24 protein-coding genes are annotated in these 12,571 nt (G+C 66.3%); all 24 read left to right on the forward strand.

Annotation, left to right across the window (positions count from 1 at the left end):
* Window positions 1–3 precede the first annotated feature (3 nt).
* The 24 genes from rplD (at window position 4) to rpmJ (ending at window position 12,548) form a co-directional block, all read left to right on the forward strand.
* Window positions 4–654 (forward strand): 50S ribosomal protein L4, encoded by a 651-nt coding sequence (rplD, locus tag AB0M18_RS01655; RefSeq protein WP_365754597.1) that lies wholly within the window; start codon window positions 4–6, stop codon window positions 652–654.
* Entirely contained in the window at window positions 654–977 is a 324-nt protein-coding gene (rplW, locus tag AB0M18_RS01660; protein ID WP_265864044.1) for a 50S ribosomal protein L23, read from the forward strand. The genes rplD and rplW overlap by 1 nt, the downstream gene beginning before the upstream one ends.
* A gap of 39 nt (window positions 978–1,016) precedes the next feature.
* Complete coding sequence (rplB, locus tag AB0M18_RS01665; protein ID WP_030494254.1) at window positions 1,017–1,853, forward strand: 50S ribosomal protein L2; 837 nt, start codon at window positions 1,017–1,019, stop codon at window positions 1,851–1,853.
* Window positions 1,854–1,865: 12 nt separating this feature from the next.
* Complete coding sequence (gene rpsS / locus AB0M18_RS01670; protein ID WP_265864046.1) at window positions 1,866–2,147, forward strand: 30S ribosomal protein S19; 282 nt, start codon at window positions 1,866–1,868, stop codon at window positions 2,145–2,147.
* Window positions 2,148–2,191: 44 nt separating this feature from the next.
* Complete coding sequence (gene rplV, locus AB0M18_RS01675; RefSeq protein ID WP_030359020.1) at window positions 2,192–2,539, forward strand: 50S ribosomal protein L22; 348 nt, start codon at window positions 2,192–2,194, stop codon at window positions 2,537–2,539.
* Window positions 2,539–3,372 carry a 30S ribosomal protein S3 gene (rpsC, locus tag AB0M18_RS01680; protein WP_362523674.1) on the forward strand — a complete coding sequence of 278 codons (834 nt, stop codon included), beginning with the start codon at window positions 2,539–2,541 and terminating at the stop codon, window positions 3,370–3,372. Before rplV ends, rpsC begins: the two co-directional genes overlap by 1 nt.
* A gap of 5 nt (window positions 3,373–3,377) precedes the next feature.
* A complete protein-coding gene (gene rplP / locus AB0M18_RS01685; RefSeq protein ID WP_030494257.1) occupies window positions 3,378–3,797 on the forward strand; it encodes a 50S ribosomal protein L16 in 420 nt (139 codons plus the stop codon).
* Entirely contained in the window at window positions 3,797–4,021 is a 225-nt protein-coding gene (rpmC, locus tag AB0M18_RS01690) for a 50S ribosomal protein L29 (protein ID WP_128985131.1), read from the forward strand. Before rplP ends, rpmC begins: the two co-directional genes overlap by 1 nt.
* Window positions 4,021–4,296 carry a 30S ribosomal protein S17 gene (gene rpsQ, locus AB0M18_RS01695; RefSeq protein ID WP_265864048.1) on the forward strand — a complete coding sequence of 92 codons (276 nt, stop codon included), beginning with the start codon at window positions 4,021–4,023 and terminating at the stop codon, window positions 4,294–4,296. Before rpmC ends, rpsQ begins: the two co-directional genes overlap by 1 nt.
* A gap of 103 nt (window positions 4,297–4,399) precedes the next feature.
* Complete coding sequence (gene rplN / locus AB0M18_RS01700) at window positions 4,400–4,768, forward strand: 50S ribosomal protein L14 (RefSeq protein ID WP_003956455.1); 369 nt, start codon at window positions 4,400–4,402, stop codon at window positions 4,766–4,768.
* Between the two features lie 2 nt (window positions 4,769–4,770).
* The gene (gene rplX / locus AB0M18_RS01705) at window positions 4,771–5,082 is read left to right on the forward strand and encodes a 50S ribosomal protein L24 (protein ID WP_030494259.1); all 312 of its coding nucleotides are present in this window, start codon (window positions 4,771–4,773) and stop codon (window positions 5,080–5,082) included.
* Window positions 5,079–5,636 (forward strand): 50S ribosomal protein L5, encoded by a 558-nt coding sequence (rplE, locus tag AB0M18_RS01710; RefSeq protein ID WP_265864084.1) that lies wholly within the window; start codon window positions 5,079–5,081, stop codon window positions 5,634–5,636. Before rplX ends, rplE begins: the two co-directional genes overlap by 4 nt.
* A 5-nt stretch (window positions 5,637–5,641) precedes the next feature.
* Window positions 5,642–5,827, forward strand: coding sequence for a type Z 30S ribosomal protein S14 (locus AB0M18_RS01715; protein WP_003956452.1), 186 nt, complete (start codon window positions 5,642–5,644; stop codon window positions 5,825–5,827).
* A gap of 222 nt (window positions 5,828–6,049) precedes the next feature.
* A complete protein-coding gene (rpsH, locus tag AB0M18_RS01720) occupies window positions 6,050–6,448 on the forward strand; it encodes a 30S ribosomal protein S8 (RefSeq protein WP_041130779.1) in 399 nt (132 codons plus the stop codon).
* Window positions 6,449–6,468: 20 nt separating this feature from the next.
* Window positions 6,469–7,008: a 50S ribosomal protein L6 gene (rplF, locus tag AB0M18_RS01725; RefSeq protein WP_030201556.1), complete on the forward strand. Its 540-nt coding sequence runs from the start codon at window positions 6,469–6,471 to the stop codon at window positions 7,006–7,008.
* Window positions 7,009–7,011: 3 nt separating this feature from the next.
* Window positions 7,012–7,395, forward strand: coding sequence for a 50S ribosomal protein L18 (gene rplR, locus AB0M18_RS01730; RefSeq protein WP_365754600.1), 384 nt, complete (start codon window positions 7,012–7,014; stop codon window positions 7,393–7,395).
* Between the two features lie 45 nt (window positions 7,396–7,440).
* Window positions 7,441–8,046, forward strand: a complete 606-nt coding sequence (gene rpsE / locus AB0M18_RS01735) for a 30S ribosomal protein S5 (protein ID WP_005313527.1) — start codon at window positions 7,441–7,443, stop codon at window positions 8,044–8,046.
* Window positions 8,046–8,228: a 50S ribosomal protein L30 gene (rpmD, locus tag AB0M18_RS01740; RefSeq protein WP_005313525.1), complete on the forward strand. Its 183-nt coding sequence runs from the start codon at window positions 8,046–8,048 to the stop codon at window positions 8,226–8,228. The genes rpsE and rpmD overlap by 1 nt, the downstream gene beginning before the upstream one ends.
* A gap of 1 nt (window position 8,229) precedes the next feature.
* A complete protein-coding gene (rplO, locus tag AB0M18_RS01745) occupies window positions 8,230–8,685 on the forward strand; it encodes a 50S ribosomal protein L15 (protein WP_365754602.1) in 456 nt (151 codons plus the stop codon).
* 167 nt (window positions 8,686–8,852) lie between these two features.
* Window positions 8,853–10,172: a preprotein translocase subunit SecY gene (gene secY / locus AB0M18_RS01750; RefSeq protein WP_265864052.1), complete on the forward strand. Its 1,320-nt coding sequence runs from the start codon at window positions 8,853–8,855 to the stop codon at window positions 10,170–10,172.
* Window positions 10,172–10,819, forward strand: coding sequence for an adenylate kinase (locus tag AB0M18_RS01755; RefSeq protein ID WP_365754605.1), 648 nt, complete (start codon window positions 10,172–10,174; stop codon window positions 10,817–10,819). Before secY ends, AB0M18_RS01755 begins: the two co-directional genes overlap by 1 nt.
* A gap of 100 nt (window positions 10,820–10,919) precedes the next feature.
* Entirely contained in the window at window positions 10,920–11,771 is an 852-nt protein-coding gene (gene map, locus AB0M18_RS01760; protein ID WP_365754606.1) for a type I methionyl aminopeptidase, read from the forward strand.
* 378 nt (window positions 11,772–12,149) lie between these two features.
* Entirely contained in the window at window positions 12,150–12,371 is a 222-nt protein-coding gene (gene infA / locus AB0M18_RS01765) for a translation initiation factor IF-1 (RefSeq protein WP_003956442.1), read from the forward strand.
* A gap of 63 nt (window positions 12,372–12,434) precedes the next feature.
* Window positions 12,435–12,548 carry a 50S ribosomal protein L36 gene (gene rpmJ / locus AB0M18_RS01770; protein ID WP_003956441.1) on the forward strand — a complete coding sequence of 38 codons (114 nt, stop codon included), beginning with the start codon at window positions 12,435–12,437 and terminating at the stop codon, window positions 12,546–12,548.
* Window positions 12,549–12,571: the final 23 nt, after the last annotated feature.

The raw sequence follows: 12,571 nt of genomic DNA on the forward strand, positions 1-12,571 counted from the left end.
GATATGAGCACCATTGACATTCTGTCGCCCTCCGGCGACAAGACCGGGACCGTCGAGCTCCCGGCCGAGATCTTCGACGCCAAGATCAGCATCCCGCTGATCCACCAGGTCGTCGTCGCGCAGCTGGCCGCGGCCCGTCAGGGCACGCACAAGGTCAAGACGCGTGGCGAGGTCCGTGGTGGTGGCAAGAAGCCTTACCGCCAGAAGGGCACCGGCCGCGCCCGTCAGGGTTCGACCCGCGCCCCGCAGTTCGCCGGTGGTGGCGTCGTGCACGGTCCCGTGCCGCGTGACTACTCGCAGCGGACCCCGAAGAAGATGAAGGCCGCCGCCCTCCGCGGTGCCCTCTCCGACCGGGCGAACCACTCCCGTATCCACGTCGTCACCGGCGTGGTCGAGGGTGGCATCTCCACCAAGGCCGCCAAGACGCTGTTCGGCAAGATCTCGGAGCGCAAGAACCTGCTCCTGGTCGTCGAGCGTTCCGACGAGGCCGCGTGGCTGTCCGCCCGCAACCTGCCCCAGGTGCACATCCTGGAGCCGGGCCAGCTGAACACGTACGACGTGATGCGATCCGACGACGTGGTCTTCACCCAGGCCGCCCTCGAGTCCTTCGTGTCTGGCCCCAAGGCCGTTGAGACCGAAGGGAGCGAGGCCTGATGTCCGAGGCCACGATCACCAGCAAGACCTTCACGGACCCGCGCGACGTCCTCGTCAAGCCGGTTGTCTCCGAGAAGAGCTACGCGCTGCTCGACGAGAACAAGTACACGTTCATCGTCGCGCCCGGCGCCAACAAGACCCAGATCAAGCAGGCCGTCGAGGCGGTCTTCTCGGTCAAGGTCACCGGGGTCAACACGATCAACCGCCAGGGCAAGCGCAAGCGCACCCGCACCGGTTTCGGCAAGCGTGCCAACACCAAGCGCGCCATCGTGACCCTCGCTGAGGGCAACCGAATCGACATCTTCGGCGGCCCGACCGCCTGACGGCGGTCGAGTCGTCCGATATCGGACGAGGACTGAGAAATGGGTATCCGCAAGTACAAGCCGACTACGCCGGGCCGTCGTGGCTCCTCCGTAGCCGACTTCGTCGAGATCACGCGGTCCACGCCGGAGAAGTCGCTGGTCCGCCCCCTGCACAGCAAGGGCGGCCGTAACAACACCGGTCGTGTGACCGTCCGTCACCAGGGCGGTGGCCACAAGCGCGCCTACCGTGTGATCGACTTCCGTCGCCACGACAAGGACGGCGTGCCGGCCAAGGTCGCTCACATCGAGTACGACCCCAACCGCACCGCGCGCATCGCGCTGCTCCACTACGCGGACGGCGAGAAGCGCTACATCATCGCTCCCAAGGGTCTGACGCAGGGTGACCGCGTCGAGAACGGCCCGGGCGCGGACATCAAGCCCGGCAACAACCTGGCGCTCCGCAACATCCCGGTCGGTACCACGATCCACGCGATCGAGCTCCGTCCCGGTGGCGGCGCCAAGTTCGCCCGGTCCGCCGGTGCCTCCGTGCAGCTGCTTGCGAAGGAGGGCACCATGGCCCACCTCCGCATGCCGTCCGGCGAGATCCGTCTGGTCGACGCCCGCTGCCGCGCCACCATCGGTGAGGTCGGCAACGCCGAGCAGTCGAACATCAACTGGGGCAAGGCCGGCCGCAAGCGCTGGCTGGGCGTCCGCCCGACCGTTCGCGGTGTGGCGATGAACCCGGTTGACCACCCGCACGGTGGTGGTGAGGGCAAGACCTCCGGTGGTCGTCACCCGGTCTCCCCGTGGGGTCAGAAGGAGGGTCGTACTCGTTCGCCGAAGAAGGCTTCGAACAAGTACATCGTCCGCCGCCGCAAGACGAACAAGAAGCGCTAGGAGCGGGTTTAGATGCCGCGCAGTCTCAAGAAGGGACCCTTCGTCGACGGCCACCTCATCAAGAAGGTGGACGCCCAGAACGAAGCCGGTACCAAGAACGTCATCAAGACCTGGTCCCGTCGCTCGATGATCGTCCCGGCCATGCTCGGCCACACGATCGCGGTGCACAACGGCAAGACCCACGTCCCGGTGTTCGTCACCGAGTCGATGGTCGGGCACAAGCTCGGCGAGTTCTCGCCGACGCGTACCTTCCGGGGTCACGTCAAGGAAGACCGGAAGTCGAAGCGCCGCTAGTAGCGGATCGCATTCAGACACGTAAGTAACTGAGAGGGACAACCATGGAAGCCAGGGCCCAGGCGCGGTACATCCGCGTTACGCCCATGAAGGCCCGCCGCGTGGTGGACCTTATCCGTGGCATGGATGCCACGGAGGCTCAGGCTGTTCTGCGATTCGCTCCGCAGGCAGCCTCCGTGCCGGTCGGCAAGGTGCTCGACAGCGCCATCGCCAACGCCGCGCACAACTACGACCACACGGACGCCTCTTCGCTGTTCATCAGCGAGGCGTTCGTCGACGAGGGTCCGACCCTGAAGCGGTTCCGTCCGCGTGCCCAGGGCCGTGCCTACCGGATCCGCAAGCGGACCAGCCACATCACCGTGGTCGTCAGCAGCAAGGAAGGAACCCGGTAATGGGCCAGAAGGTTAACCCGCATGGGTTCCGGCTCGGCATCACCACGGACTTCAAGTCCCGCTGGTACGCCGACAAGCTGTACAAGGACTACGTCAAGGAAGACGTCGCCATCCGTCGGATGCTGACGTCCGGCATGGAGCGCGCCGGCATCTCGAAGGTTGAGATCGAGCGCACCCGTGACCGTGTCCGCGTGGACATCCACACCGCTCGCCCGGGCATTGTCATCGGTCGCCGTGGCGCCGAGGCCGACAAGATCCGCGGCCAGCTCGAGAAGCTGACCGGCAAGCAGGTCCAGCTGAACATCCTCGAGGTCAAGAACCCCGAGGTCGACGCTCAGCTGGTGGCCCAGGCCGTCGCCGAGCAGCTGTCCTCCCGCGTCTCCTTCCGTCGGGCCATGCGCAAGAGCATGCAGTCCGCCATGAAGGCCGGCGCCAAGGGCATCAAGATCCAGTGTGGTGGCCGTCTCGGCGGCGCCGAGATGTCCCGCTCGGAGTTCTACCGCGAGGGTCGTGTGCCGCTGCACACGCTGCGCGCGAACGTCGAGTACGGCTTCTTCGAGGCCAAGACCACCTTCGGCCGCATCGGCGTGAAGGTCTGGATCTACAAGGGCGACGTCAAGAACATCGCCGAGGTCCGCGCCGAGAACGCTGCTGCCCGTGCGGGCAACCGCCCGGCCCGTGGCGGCGCTGACCGTCCGGCCGGCCGCGGTGGCCGCGGTGGCGAGCGTGGCGGTCGCGGTCGCAAGCCGCAGCAGGCTCAGGCTGCCGAGGCCCCCAAGGCCGAGGCTCCCGCCGCCGCTCCGGCTGCTGAGAGCACCGGAACGGAGGCCTGACCGAAATGCTGATCCCCCGTAGGGTCAAGCACCGCAAGCAGCACCACCCGAAGCGCAACGGTATGTCCAAGGGTGGCACGCAGGTTGCGTTCGGCGAGTACGGCATTCAGGCCCTCACCCCGGCCTACGTGACCAACCGCCAGATCGAGGCCGCGCGTATCGCGATGACCCGCCACATCAAGCGTGGCGGCAAGGTCTGGATCAACATCTACCCGGACCGCCCGCTCACGAAGAAGCCTGCCGAGACCCGCATGGGTTCCGGTAAGGGTTCTCCGGAGTGGTGGATCGCGAACGTCAAGCCCGGTCGGGTGATGTTCGAGCTGTCCTACCCGAACGAGAAGATCGCGCGTGAGGCTCTGACTCGTGCGGCTCACAAGCTGCCGATGAAGTGCAAGATCGTTAAGCGCGAGGCAGGTGAGCTGTGATGTCGGCCGGTACCAAGGCGTCCGAGCTGCGCGAGCTGGGCAACGAGGAGCTTGTGGCCAAGCTCCGCGAGGCCAAGGAAGAGCTGTTCAACCTCCGCTTCCAGGCGGCGACGGGCCAGCTCGAGAACCACGGTCGGCTCAAGTCCGTCCGTAAGGACATCGCCCGGATCTACACCCTGATGCGTGAGCGTGAGCTGGGCATCGAGACGGTGGAGAACGCCTGATGAGCGAGAACAACGTGACTGAAGAGCGCAACGCCCGCAAGGTCCGTGAGGGCCTCGTCGTCAGCGACAAGATGGACAAGACCGTCGTCGTCGCTGTCGAGGACCGCGTCAAGCACGCGCTGTACGGCAAGATCATCCGCCGTACGAACAAGCTCAAGGCTCACGACGAGCAGAACCAGGCCGGCGTCGGCGACCGCGTCCTCCTCATGGAGACGCGCAAGCTGTCCGCCACGAAGCACTGGCGCGTCGTCGAGATCCTCGAGAAGGCCAAGTAATTAATCCGAGGGGCTTCCCCCTCGGGTTCGTTCCGCCAGGCTCCGCCGGGGTCCGAGTGATCGGCCCCCGGCGGGGAACCGGCAGACAAATCAGGAGATAGACGTGATCCAGCAGGAGTCGCGACTTCGCGTCGCCGACAACACTGGTGCCAAGGAGATCCTTTGCATCCGTGTTCTCGGTGGTTCGGGTCGCCGCTACGCGGGCATCGGTGACGTCATCGTCGCCACCGTCAAGGACGCGATCCCCGGTGGCAACGTGAAGAAGGGTGACGTCGTCAAGGCGGTCATCGTTCGCACCGTCAAGGAGCGCCGCCGCCAGGACGGCTCGTACATCCGCTTCGACGAGAACGCCGCTGTCATTCTGAAGAACGACGGCGACCCTCGCGGCACCCGTATCTTCGGCCCGGTCGGCCGTGAGCTGCGCGAGAAGAAGTTCATGAAGATCATCTCGCTCGCGCCGGAGGTGCTGTAAGCATGAAGATCAAGAAGGGCGACCTGGTTCAGGTCATCACCGGCAAGGACAAGGGCAAGCAGGGCAAGGTCATCGCGGCCATGCCGGCTGAGAACCGCGTTCTGGTCGAGGGTGTCAACCGGGTCAAGAAGCACACCAAGGCCGGCCCGAACCAGGCCGGCGGCATCGTGACCACCGAGGCTCCGGTCCACGTCTCCAACGTCCAGCTGGTCGTGGAGAAGGACGGCAAGAAGGTCGTCACGCGTGTCGGTTACCGCTTCGACGACGAGGGCAACAAGATCCGCGTTGCCAAGCGGACGGGTGAGGACATCTGATGGCTACCACCACTCCGCGTCTCAAGACGAAGTACCGCGAGGAGATCGCGGGCAAGCTGCGTGACGAGTTCAAGTACGAGAACGTCATGCAGATCCCCGGCCTCGTGAAGATCGTGGTCAACATGGGTGTCGGTGACGCCGCCCGTGACTCGAAGCTGATCGAGGGCGCGATCCGCGACCTCACCACGATCACCGGCCAGAAGCCGGCCGTCACCAAGGCCCGCAAGTCCATCGCGCAGTTCAAGCTGCGCGAGGGCCAGCCCATCGGTGCCCACGTCACGCTCCGTGGCGACCGCATGTGGGAGTTCCTGGACCGCACCCTGTCGCTCGCGCTGCCGCGCATCCGCGACTTCCGCGGCCTGTCCCCGAAGCAGTTCGACGGCCGTGGCAACTACACCTTCGGTCTCACGGAGCAGGTCATGTTCCACGAGATCGACCAGGACAAGATCGACCGCGTCCGGGGTATGGACATCACCGTGGTCACCACGGCGACCAACGACGACGAGGGCCGTGCCCTTCTGCGTCACCTCGGCTTCCCGTTCAAGGAGGCGTAAGCGAGATGGCGAAGAAGGCTCTCATCGCGAAGGCTGCCCGCAAGCCCAAGTTCGGTGTGCGTGCGTACACCCGCTGCCAGCGCTGCGGCCGCCCTCACTCCGTGTACCGCAAGTTCGGCCTCTGCCGCGTGTGCCTTCGTGAGATGGCTCACCGTGGCGAGCTGCCGGGCGTGACCAAGAGCTCCTGGTAATTCCCCTTCGCCCGTGGGGCGTTGGAGAACACCGGAGTCTCTCGGTAAGCATTGGGCTGGCGGAGGCCCTTCCCTTCATGCCGTAGGCTTGAAGGGTTGGGCGTCCGCCGCCCGTACGACTTACTACGCCGTAGGTCCACCGCACCGCACCCGCCCCGTCTCGGATCGGGGAGAGGGATGGTGCACCAGGAAACCCCGGCGAGAGAGGCCGAAGGCCAATTCATGACCATGACTGATCCGATCGCAGACATGCTCACGCGTCTGCGTAACGCGAACTCGGCGTACCACGACTCCGTGACGATGCCGCACAGCAAGATCAAGTCGCACATCGCGGAAATCCTCCAGCAGGAGGGCTTCATCACCGGCTGGAAGGTCGAGGACGCCGAGGTCGGCAAGAACCTCGTTCTCGACCTCAAGTTCGGTCCGAACCGTGAGCGCTCCATCGCGGGCATCAAGCGGATCTCGAAGCCGGGCCTCCGGGTTTACGCGAAGTCCACCAACCTGCCGAAGGTCCTCGGCGGCCTGGGCGTGGCGATCATCTCCACGTCCCACGGTCTCCTGACCGGCCAGCAGGCGCAGAAGAAGGGCGTGGGTGGGGAAGTCCTCGCCTACGTCTGGTAGTCGGGAACGGAGGAAAAGCTATGTCTCGCATTGGCAAGCTCCCCATCCCGGTTCCCGCCGGCGTGGACGTCACCATCGAGGGCCGCACGGTCACCGTCAAGGGCTCCAAGGGCTCGCTGACGCACACCGTCGCCGCTCCGATCGAGATCGTTAAGGGCGAGGACGGCGTTCTCAACGTCACCCGTCCGAACGACGAGCGTCAGAACAAGGCCCTGCACGGCCTGTCCCGCACGCTGGTGGCCAACATGATCACCGGTGTGACCCAGGGGTACACGAAGGCGCTCGAGATCAGCGGTGTCGGTTACCGCGTTGCCGCGAAGGGCTCCGACCTGGAGTTCCAGCTCGGCTACAGCCACCCGATCCTGGTGGAGGCCCCCGAGGGCATCTCCTTCAAGGTCGAGTCGCCGACCAAGTTCTCGGTCGAGGGCATCGACAAGCAGAAGGTCGGCGAGGTCGCCGCCAACATCCGCAAGCTGCGGAAGCCCGACCCGTACAAGGCCAAGGGTGTCAAGTACGCGGGCGAGGTCATCCGCCGCAAGGTCGGAAAGGCTGGTAAGTAAGCCATGGCATACGGTGTCAAGATCGCCAAGGGCGACGCTTACAAGCGCGCTGCGAAGGCGCGCCGTCACCTGCGCATCCGCAAGAACGTGTCGGGTACGGCGGAGCGTCCGCGCCTCGTCGTGACGCGTTCCAACCGCGGCATCACCGCGCAGGTCATCGACGACCTCAAGGGTCACACCCTGGCGTCGGCGTCCCACCTGGACGCCTCCGTCCGCGGTGGCGAGGGCGACAAGTCCGCGCAGGCCCAGCAGGTCGGCGCCCTGGTCGCCGAGCGCGCCAAGGCCGCCGGTGTCGAGGCCGTCGTGTTCGACCGTGGTGGCAACAGGTACGCCGGGCGCATTGCCGCTCTGGCTGACGCCGCCCGCGAAGCCGGGCTGAAGTTCTAAGCCCCGGTTCCGGGACTAACGGACGTAACAGAGAGAGGTATTCCAATGGCTGGACCCCAGCGCCGCGGCAGCGGTGCCGGTGGCGGCGAGCGGCGGGACCGGAAGGGCCGCGACGGTGGCGCTGCCGCCGCCGAGAAGACCGCGTACGTTGAGCGCGTAGTCGCGATCAACCGCGTCGCCAAGGTTGTCAAGGGTGGTCGTCGTTTCAGCTTCACCGCGCTGGTCGTGGTGGGCGACGGTGACGGCACCGTGGGTGTCGGTTACGGCAAGGCCAAGGAGGTGCCGGCCGCCATCGCCAAGGGTGTTGAGGAGGCCAAGAAGCACTTCTTCAAGGTCCCCCGTATCCAGGGCACCATCCCGCACCCGATCCAGGGTGAGAAGGCCGCGGGCGTCGTCCTGCTCAAGCCGGCTTCCCCCGGTACCGGTGTCATCGCCGGTGGCCCGGTGCGCGCCGTGCTCGAGTGCGCCGGCGTTCACGACATCCTGTCGAAGTCCCTCGGCTCCGACAACGCGATCAACATCGTGCACGCGACCGTGGCGGCCCTCAAGGGCCTGCAGCGTCCCGAGGAGATCGCGGCCCGCCGCGGTCTGCCCCTCGAGGACGTCGCCCCCGCGGCTCTGCTTCGTGCGCGTGCCGGGGCGGGTGCGTAATGGCTCGCCTCAAGATCACGCAGACGAAGTCGTACATCGGCAGCAAGCAGAACCACCGCGACACCCTGCGTTCGCTCGGGCTCAAGCGCCTGAACGACGTGGTCGTCAAGGAGGACCGCCCCGAGTTCCGCGGAATGGTGCACACCGTCCGCCACCTCGTGACGGTCGAGGAGGTCGACTGACATGGCGGAGACCAACCCGCTGAAGGTCCACAACCTCCGTCCCGCCCCGGGCGCCAAGACCGCCAAGACCCGTGTGGGTCGTGGTGAGGCGTCGAAGGGTAAGACGGCCGGTCGTGGTACGAAGGGCACGAAGGCCCGTTACCAGGTTCCGGAGCGCTTCGAGGGTGGCCAGATGCCCCTCCACATGCGCCTCCCGAAGCTGAAGGGCTTCAAGAACCCCTTCCGCACCGAGTTCCAGGTCGTGAACCTGGACAAGCTGGCCGCGCTCTACCCGCAGGGTGGCGAGGTCACGGTGGCCGACCTGGTCGCCAAGGGTGCGGTTCGCAAGAACCAGCTCGTCAAGGTGCTCGGCACCGGCGAGGTCTCCGTGGCGCTGCAGGTGACGGTCGACGCCGTCTCCGGCTCCGCCAAGGAGAAGATCACCGCCGCCGGCGGCACCGTCACCGAGCTCGTCTGAGACGACTCGATGGCCTGAACATCCGACCGGGGATGCCTCTCAAAAGGGGCATCCCCGGTTGGTCGTTCCTAGGGGGGCATGCTCGCCGGTAAGGTGGCCTGCAACTCTGTCCTTTACCTCAAGACCGTCACCTCTGACGCACGTGCGCGGGGGTCGCAGGAGGCACCGTGCTCACCGCGTTCGCCCGGGCGTTCAAGACGCCCGACCTGCGCAAGAAGCTGCTCTTCACGCTCGGCATCATCGTGCTGTACCGGCTCGGGGCACACATCCCCGTGCCCGGCGTCAGCTACGAGGCCGTCCAGCAGTGTGTGGATCAGGCGAGCCAGGGCAACAACAGCCTGTTCGGCCTGGTCAACATGTTCAGTGGCGGGGCGCTGCTGCAGATCACCATCTTCGCGCTCGGCATCATGCCGTACATCACGGCGAGCATCATCCTGCAGCTGCTGACCGTCGTGATCCCGCGCCTGGAAGCCCTGAAGAAGGAGGGGCAGTCGGGCACCACGAAGATCACGCAGTACACGCGTTATCTGACGGTCGCGCTCGCCATCCTCCAGGGCACCGGCCTCGTCGCCACCGCCCGTACCGGCGCGCTCTTCAGCGGCTGCACCGTCGCGAGCCAGGTCGTCCCCGACCAGTCGATCTTCACCACCGCCACCATGGTCATCACCATGACCGCGGGTACCGGTGTCGTGATGTGGCTCGGCGAGCTCATCACCGACCGTGGCATCGGCAACGGCATGTCGATCCTCATGTTCATCTCGATCGCCGCCGGCTTCCCGGGCGCCCTCTGGGCCATCAAGAAGAGCGGCGACCTCGCCGGGGGCTGGATCGAGTTCGGCACCGTCATCCTGATCGGCTTCGTGATGGTCGGCCTCGTCGTCTTCGTCGAGCAGGCCCAGCGCCGCATTCCGGTGCAGTACGCGAAGCGGATGATCGGCCGGCGGTCGTACGGCGGTACGTCCACTTACATCCCTTTGAAGGTGAACCAGGCAGGTGTGATTCCTGTCATCTTCGCCTCGTCGCTGCTCTACATTCCGGCGCTCGTCGCGCAGTTCTCGAACTCGACGGCCGGCTGGAAGACCTGGATCGAAGCCCACTTCGTCAAGGGTGACCACCCGTATTACATCGCCGCGTACTTCCTCCTGATCGTGTTCTTCGCCTTCTTCTACGTGGCGATCTCGTTCAACCCCGAGGAAGTCGCCGACAACATGAAGAAGTATGGTGGCTTCATCCCGGGTATCCGGGCTGGTCGACCTACTGCCGAGTACCTGAGCTACGTGCTCAACCGGATCACTTGGCCGGGCTCGCTGTATCTGGGTCTGATCGCTCTTGTGCCGACGATGGCGTTGGCGGGCTTCGGTGGTGCGAACGCGAACTTCCCGTTCGGTGGCACCAGCATCCTCATCATCGTGGGTGTCGGTCTCGAGACCGTGAAGCAGATCGAGAGCCAGCTCCAGCAGCGCAATTACGAAGGGTTCCTCCGCTGATGCGAATCGTCCTCGTCGGACCGCCCGGGGCCGGCAAGGGAACGCAGGCCGCGTTCCTTGCCAAGAACCTGGACATCCCGCACATCTCCACGGGCGACCTGTTCCGTGCCAACATCTCGCAGGGCACGGAGCTGGGCCTCAAGGCGAAGGCGTACATGGACGCCGGTGACCTCGTTCCGGACGAGGTGACCATCGGGATGGCCAAGGACCGCATGGAGCAGGCGGACGCCGCCAACGGCTTCCTGCTGGACGGGTTCCCGCGCAACGTGGCCCAGGCCGAGGCCCTGGATGTCGTCCTGAAGGCCGACGACATGCAGCTGGACGCGGTCCTGGACCTGGAGGTCCCCGAGGACGAGGTCGTGAAGCGGATCGCGGGCCGCCGCATCTGCCGCAACGACTCCGCGCACGTCTTCCACGTGACGTACAACGCTCCCAAGACCGAGGGCGTCTGCGACGTCTGCGGCGGCGAGCTCTTCCAGCGCGACGACGACTCCGAGGAGACCGTCCGCCGGCGCCTGGAGGTCTACCACACGCAGACCGAGCCGATCATCGACTACTACCGGGCGCAGAACCTGGTCGTGACGATCTCGGCGCTCGGCAAGGTGGACGAGGTCACGGCGAAGGCCATGGCCGCGCTGAAGAAGTAACCCACGGTTTCGTACGACACGGCCGCGGTGCCCGGTGAGGGCGCCGCGGCCGTATCGTTGTTCTGTCCCCGGTACGCGTAGAGGAAAGGCCCCGACCACGATGGTGCAGATCAAGACCCCCGAGCAGATCGCGAAGATGCGTGAGGCGGGGCTGGTCGTCGCGGCCATCCACGCGGCCACCCGCGAGGCGGCCGTGCCGGGCGCCACGACGCGGGACCTGGACGAGGTCGCGCGCAAGGTGATCGCCGACCACGGCGCGAAGTCGAACTTCCTCGGGTACGGCGGCTTCCCCGCGACCATCTGCACCTCGGCCAACGAGGTCGTGGTCCACGGCATCCCGGACGAGAAGACCGTCCTCAAGGACGGCGACATCATCTCGATCGACGCGGGCGCGATCGTCGACGGCTGGCACGGCGACGCCGCGTACACCTGCTTCGTGGGCACCGGCCACGCGCCGGAGCTGATCGAGCTCTCCCGGGTGACCGAGGAGTCGATGTGGGCCGGCATCGCCGCGATGAAGGTCGGCGCGCGCCTGGTGGACGTCTCGAAGGCGATCGAGTCCTACATCAAGCGCCAGCCGCGGCCGGCCGTGGGCGACCACAGCCTGGGCCGCTACGGCATCATCGAGGACTACGGCGGCCACGGCATCGGCACCGAGATGCACATGGACCCGCACCTGCTGAACTACGTCTCCCGCAAGCGCGGCAAGGGCCCGAAGCTGGTCCCCGGCTTCTGCCTGGCCATCGAGCCCATGGTCTCCCTCGGTACGCCGAGGACGGAGGTCCTGGCCGACGACTGGACCGTCATCACCACCGACGGCACCTGGTCCTCCCACTGGGAGCACAGCGTCGCCCTGACCGAGGAGGGCCCCCTGGTCCTCACGGCGGTCGACGGCGGCAAGGCGAAGCTGGCGGAGCTGGGCATCGTGGCGGCGCCGGACCCGCTGGCGTAGCCGCCGGCCCGCCGGCCGTCGCCGAGGGGCGGTCCTCCGGCCCAGCCCCGGCCATTGCCCGGCGGACGGAGTCCGCCGCAGCAGCCCGAAGCCTGTGAGGCGCCCCGGGCGCCGAGCCCGCGAGGGCTGCGTCGAGGAGGGCAGTCGGCGGCAAGGCGAAGCCGGCGGAGCTGGGCATCGTGGCGGCGCCGGACCCTTCCCCTCGGCCCTGAGGGCCTGGGGTTACCCCATGGCATAACGATCAACGACGTTGGGCAAACTCCCCGGATTCGTCTTTTCCAGGGGCCTGACGTAGACTGATGCGTCGGCTCTCGTGTACCCGTGTGTCCGCACCCGGAGGCGAGAGTCGATCAAGGTAGCCGATTCGAAGGGCGAAGCGTGGCCAAGAAGCAAGGTGCCATCGAAATCGAGGGCACCGTGATCGAGTCCCTGCCGAACGCCATGTTCAAGGTGGAGCTCCAGAACGGTCACAAGGTCCTCGCGCACATCTCCGGCAAGATGCGGATGCACTACATCCGAATCCTCCCGGACGACCGGGTCGTCGTGGAGCTGTCTCCGTACGACCTGACGCGTGGCCGGATCGTCTACCGGTACAAGTAGATCTTGCCTGCACCCCCGCACTCCGCGCGGGTGGTGGCACTGACCCGGAGAACCTCACATCCCATGAAGGTCAAGCCGAGCGTCAAGAAGATCTGCGACAAGTGCAAGGTGATCCGCCGCCACGGTCGGGTCATGGTCATCTGCGACAACCTGCGCCACAAGCAGCGCCAGGGCTGACGCACGCCGACCGACCTGCACTT

Source organism: Streptomyces sp. NPDC051909 (assembly GCF_040681095.1).
GTDB lineage: Bacteria > Actinomycetota > Actinomycetes > Streptomycetales > Streptomycetaceae > Streptomyces.

Bases quoted from the DNA above. Each gene is read 5' to 3' on its own strand.
- AB0M18_RS01755 (WP_365754605.1), top strand. From the start codon at position 10,172: ATGCGAATCGTCCTCGTCGGACCGCCCGGGGCCGGCAAGGGAACGCAG.
- rpsE (WP_005313527.1), top strand. From the start codon at position 7,441: ATGGCTGGACCCCAGCGCCGCGGCAGCGGTGCCGGTGGCGGCGAGCGG.
- rplB (WP_030494254.1), top strand. From the start codon at position 1,017: ATGGGTATCCGCAAGTACAAGCCGACTACGCCGGGCCGTCGTGGCTCC.
- rplF (WP_030201556.1), top strand. From the start codon at position 6,469: ATGTCTCGCATTGGCAAGCTCCCCATCCCGGTTCCCGCCGGCGTGGAC.
- rpmD (WP_005313525.1), top strand. From the start codon at position 8,046: ATGGCTCGCCTCAAGATCACGCAGACGAAGTCGTACATCGGCAGCAAG.
- rplP (WP_030494257.1), top strand. From the start codon at position 3,378: ATGCTGATCCCCCGTAGGGTCAAGCACCGCAAGCAGCACCACCCGAAG.
- rpsQ (WP_265864048.1), top strand. From the start codon at position 4,021: ATGAGCGAGAACAACGTGACTGAAGAGCGCAACGCCCGCAAGGTCCGT.
- rpsC (WP_362523674.1), top strand. From the start codon at position 2,539: ATGGGCCAGAAGGTTAACCCGCATGGGTTCCGGCTCGGCATCACCACG.
- rpmJ (WP_003956441.1), top strand. From the start codon at position 12,435: ATGAAGGTCAAGCCGAGCGTCAAGAAGATCTGCGACAAGTGCAAGGTG.
- rplO (WP_365754602.1), top strand. From the start codon at position 8,230: ATGGCGGAGACCAACCCGCTGAAGGTCCACAACCTCCGTCCCGCCCCG.
- rpsH (WP_041130779.1), top strand. From the start codon at position 6,050: ATGACCATGACTGATCCGATCGCAGACATGCTCACGCGTCTGCGTAAC.
- rplR (WP_365754600.1), top strand. From the start codon at position 7,012: ATGGCATACGGTGTCAAGATCGCCAAGGGCGACGCTTACAAGCGCGCT.
- map (WP_365754606.1), top strand. From the start codon at position 10,920: ATGGTGCAGATCAAGACCCCCGAGCAGATCGCGAAGATGCGTGAGGCG.
- rplW (WP_265864044.1), top strand. From the start codon at position 654: ATGTCCGAGGCCACGATCACCAGCAAGACCTTCACGGACCCGCGCGAC.
- rpmC (WP_128985131.1), top strand. From the start codon at position 3,797: ATGTCGGCCGGTACCAAGGCGTCCGAGCTGCGCGAGCTGGGCAACGAG.
- rpsS (WP_265864046.1), top strand. From the start codon at position 1,866: ATGCCGCGCAGTCTCAAGAAGGGACCCTTCGTCGACGGCCACCTCATC.
- rplD (WP_365754597.1), top strand. From the start codon at position 4: ATGAGCACCATTGACATTCTGTCGCCCTCCGGCGACAAGACCGGGACC.
- rplX (WP_030494259.1), top strand. From the start codon at position 4,771: ATGAAGATCAAGAAGGGCGACCTGGTTCAGGTCATCACCGGCAAGGAC.
- rplV (WP_030359020.1), top strand. From the start codon at position 2,192: ATGGAAGCCAGGGCCCAGGCGCGGTACATCCGCGTTACGCCCATGAAG.
- AB0M18_RS01715 (WP_003956452.1), top strand. From the start codon at position 5,642: ATGGCGAAGAAGGCTCTCATCGCGAAGGCTGCCCGCAAGCCCAAGTTC.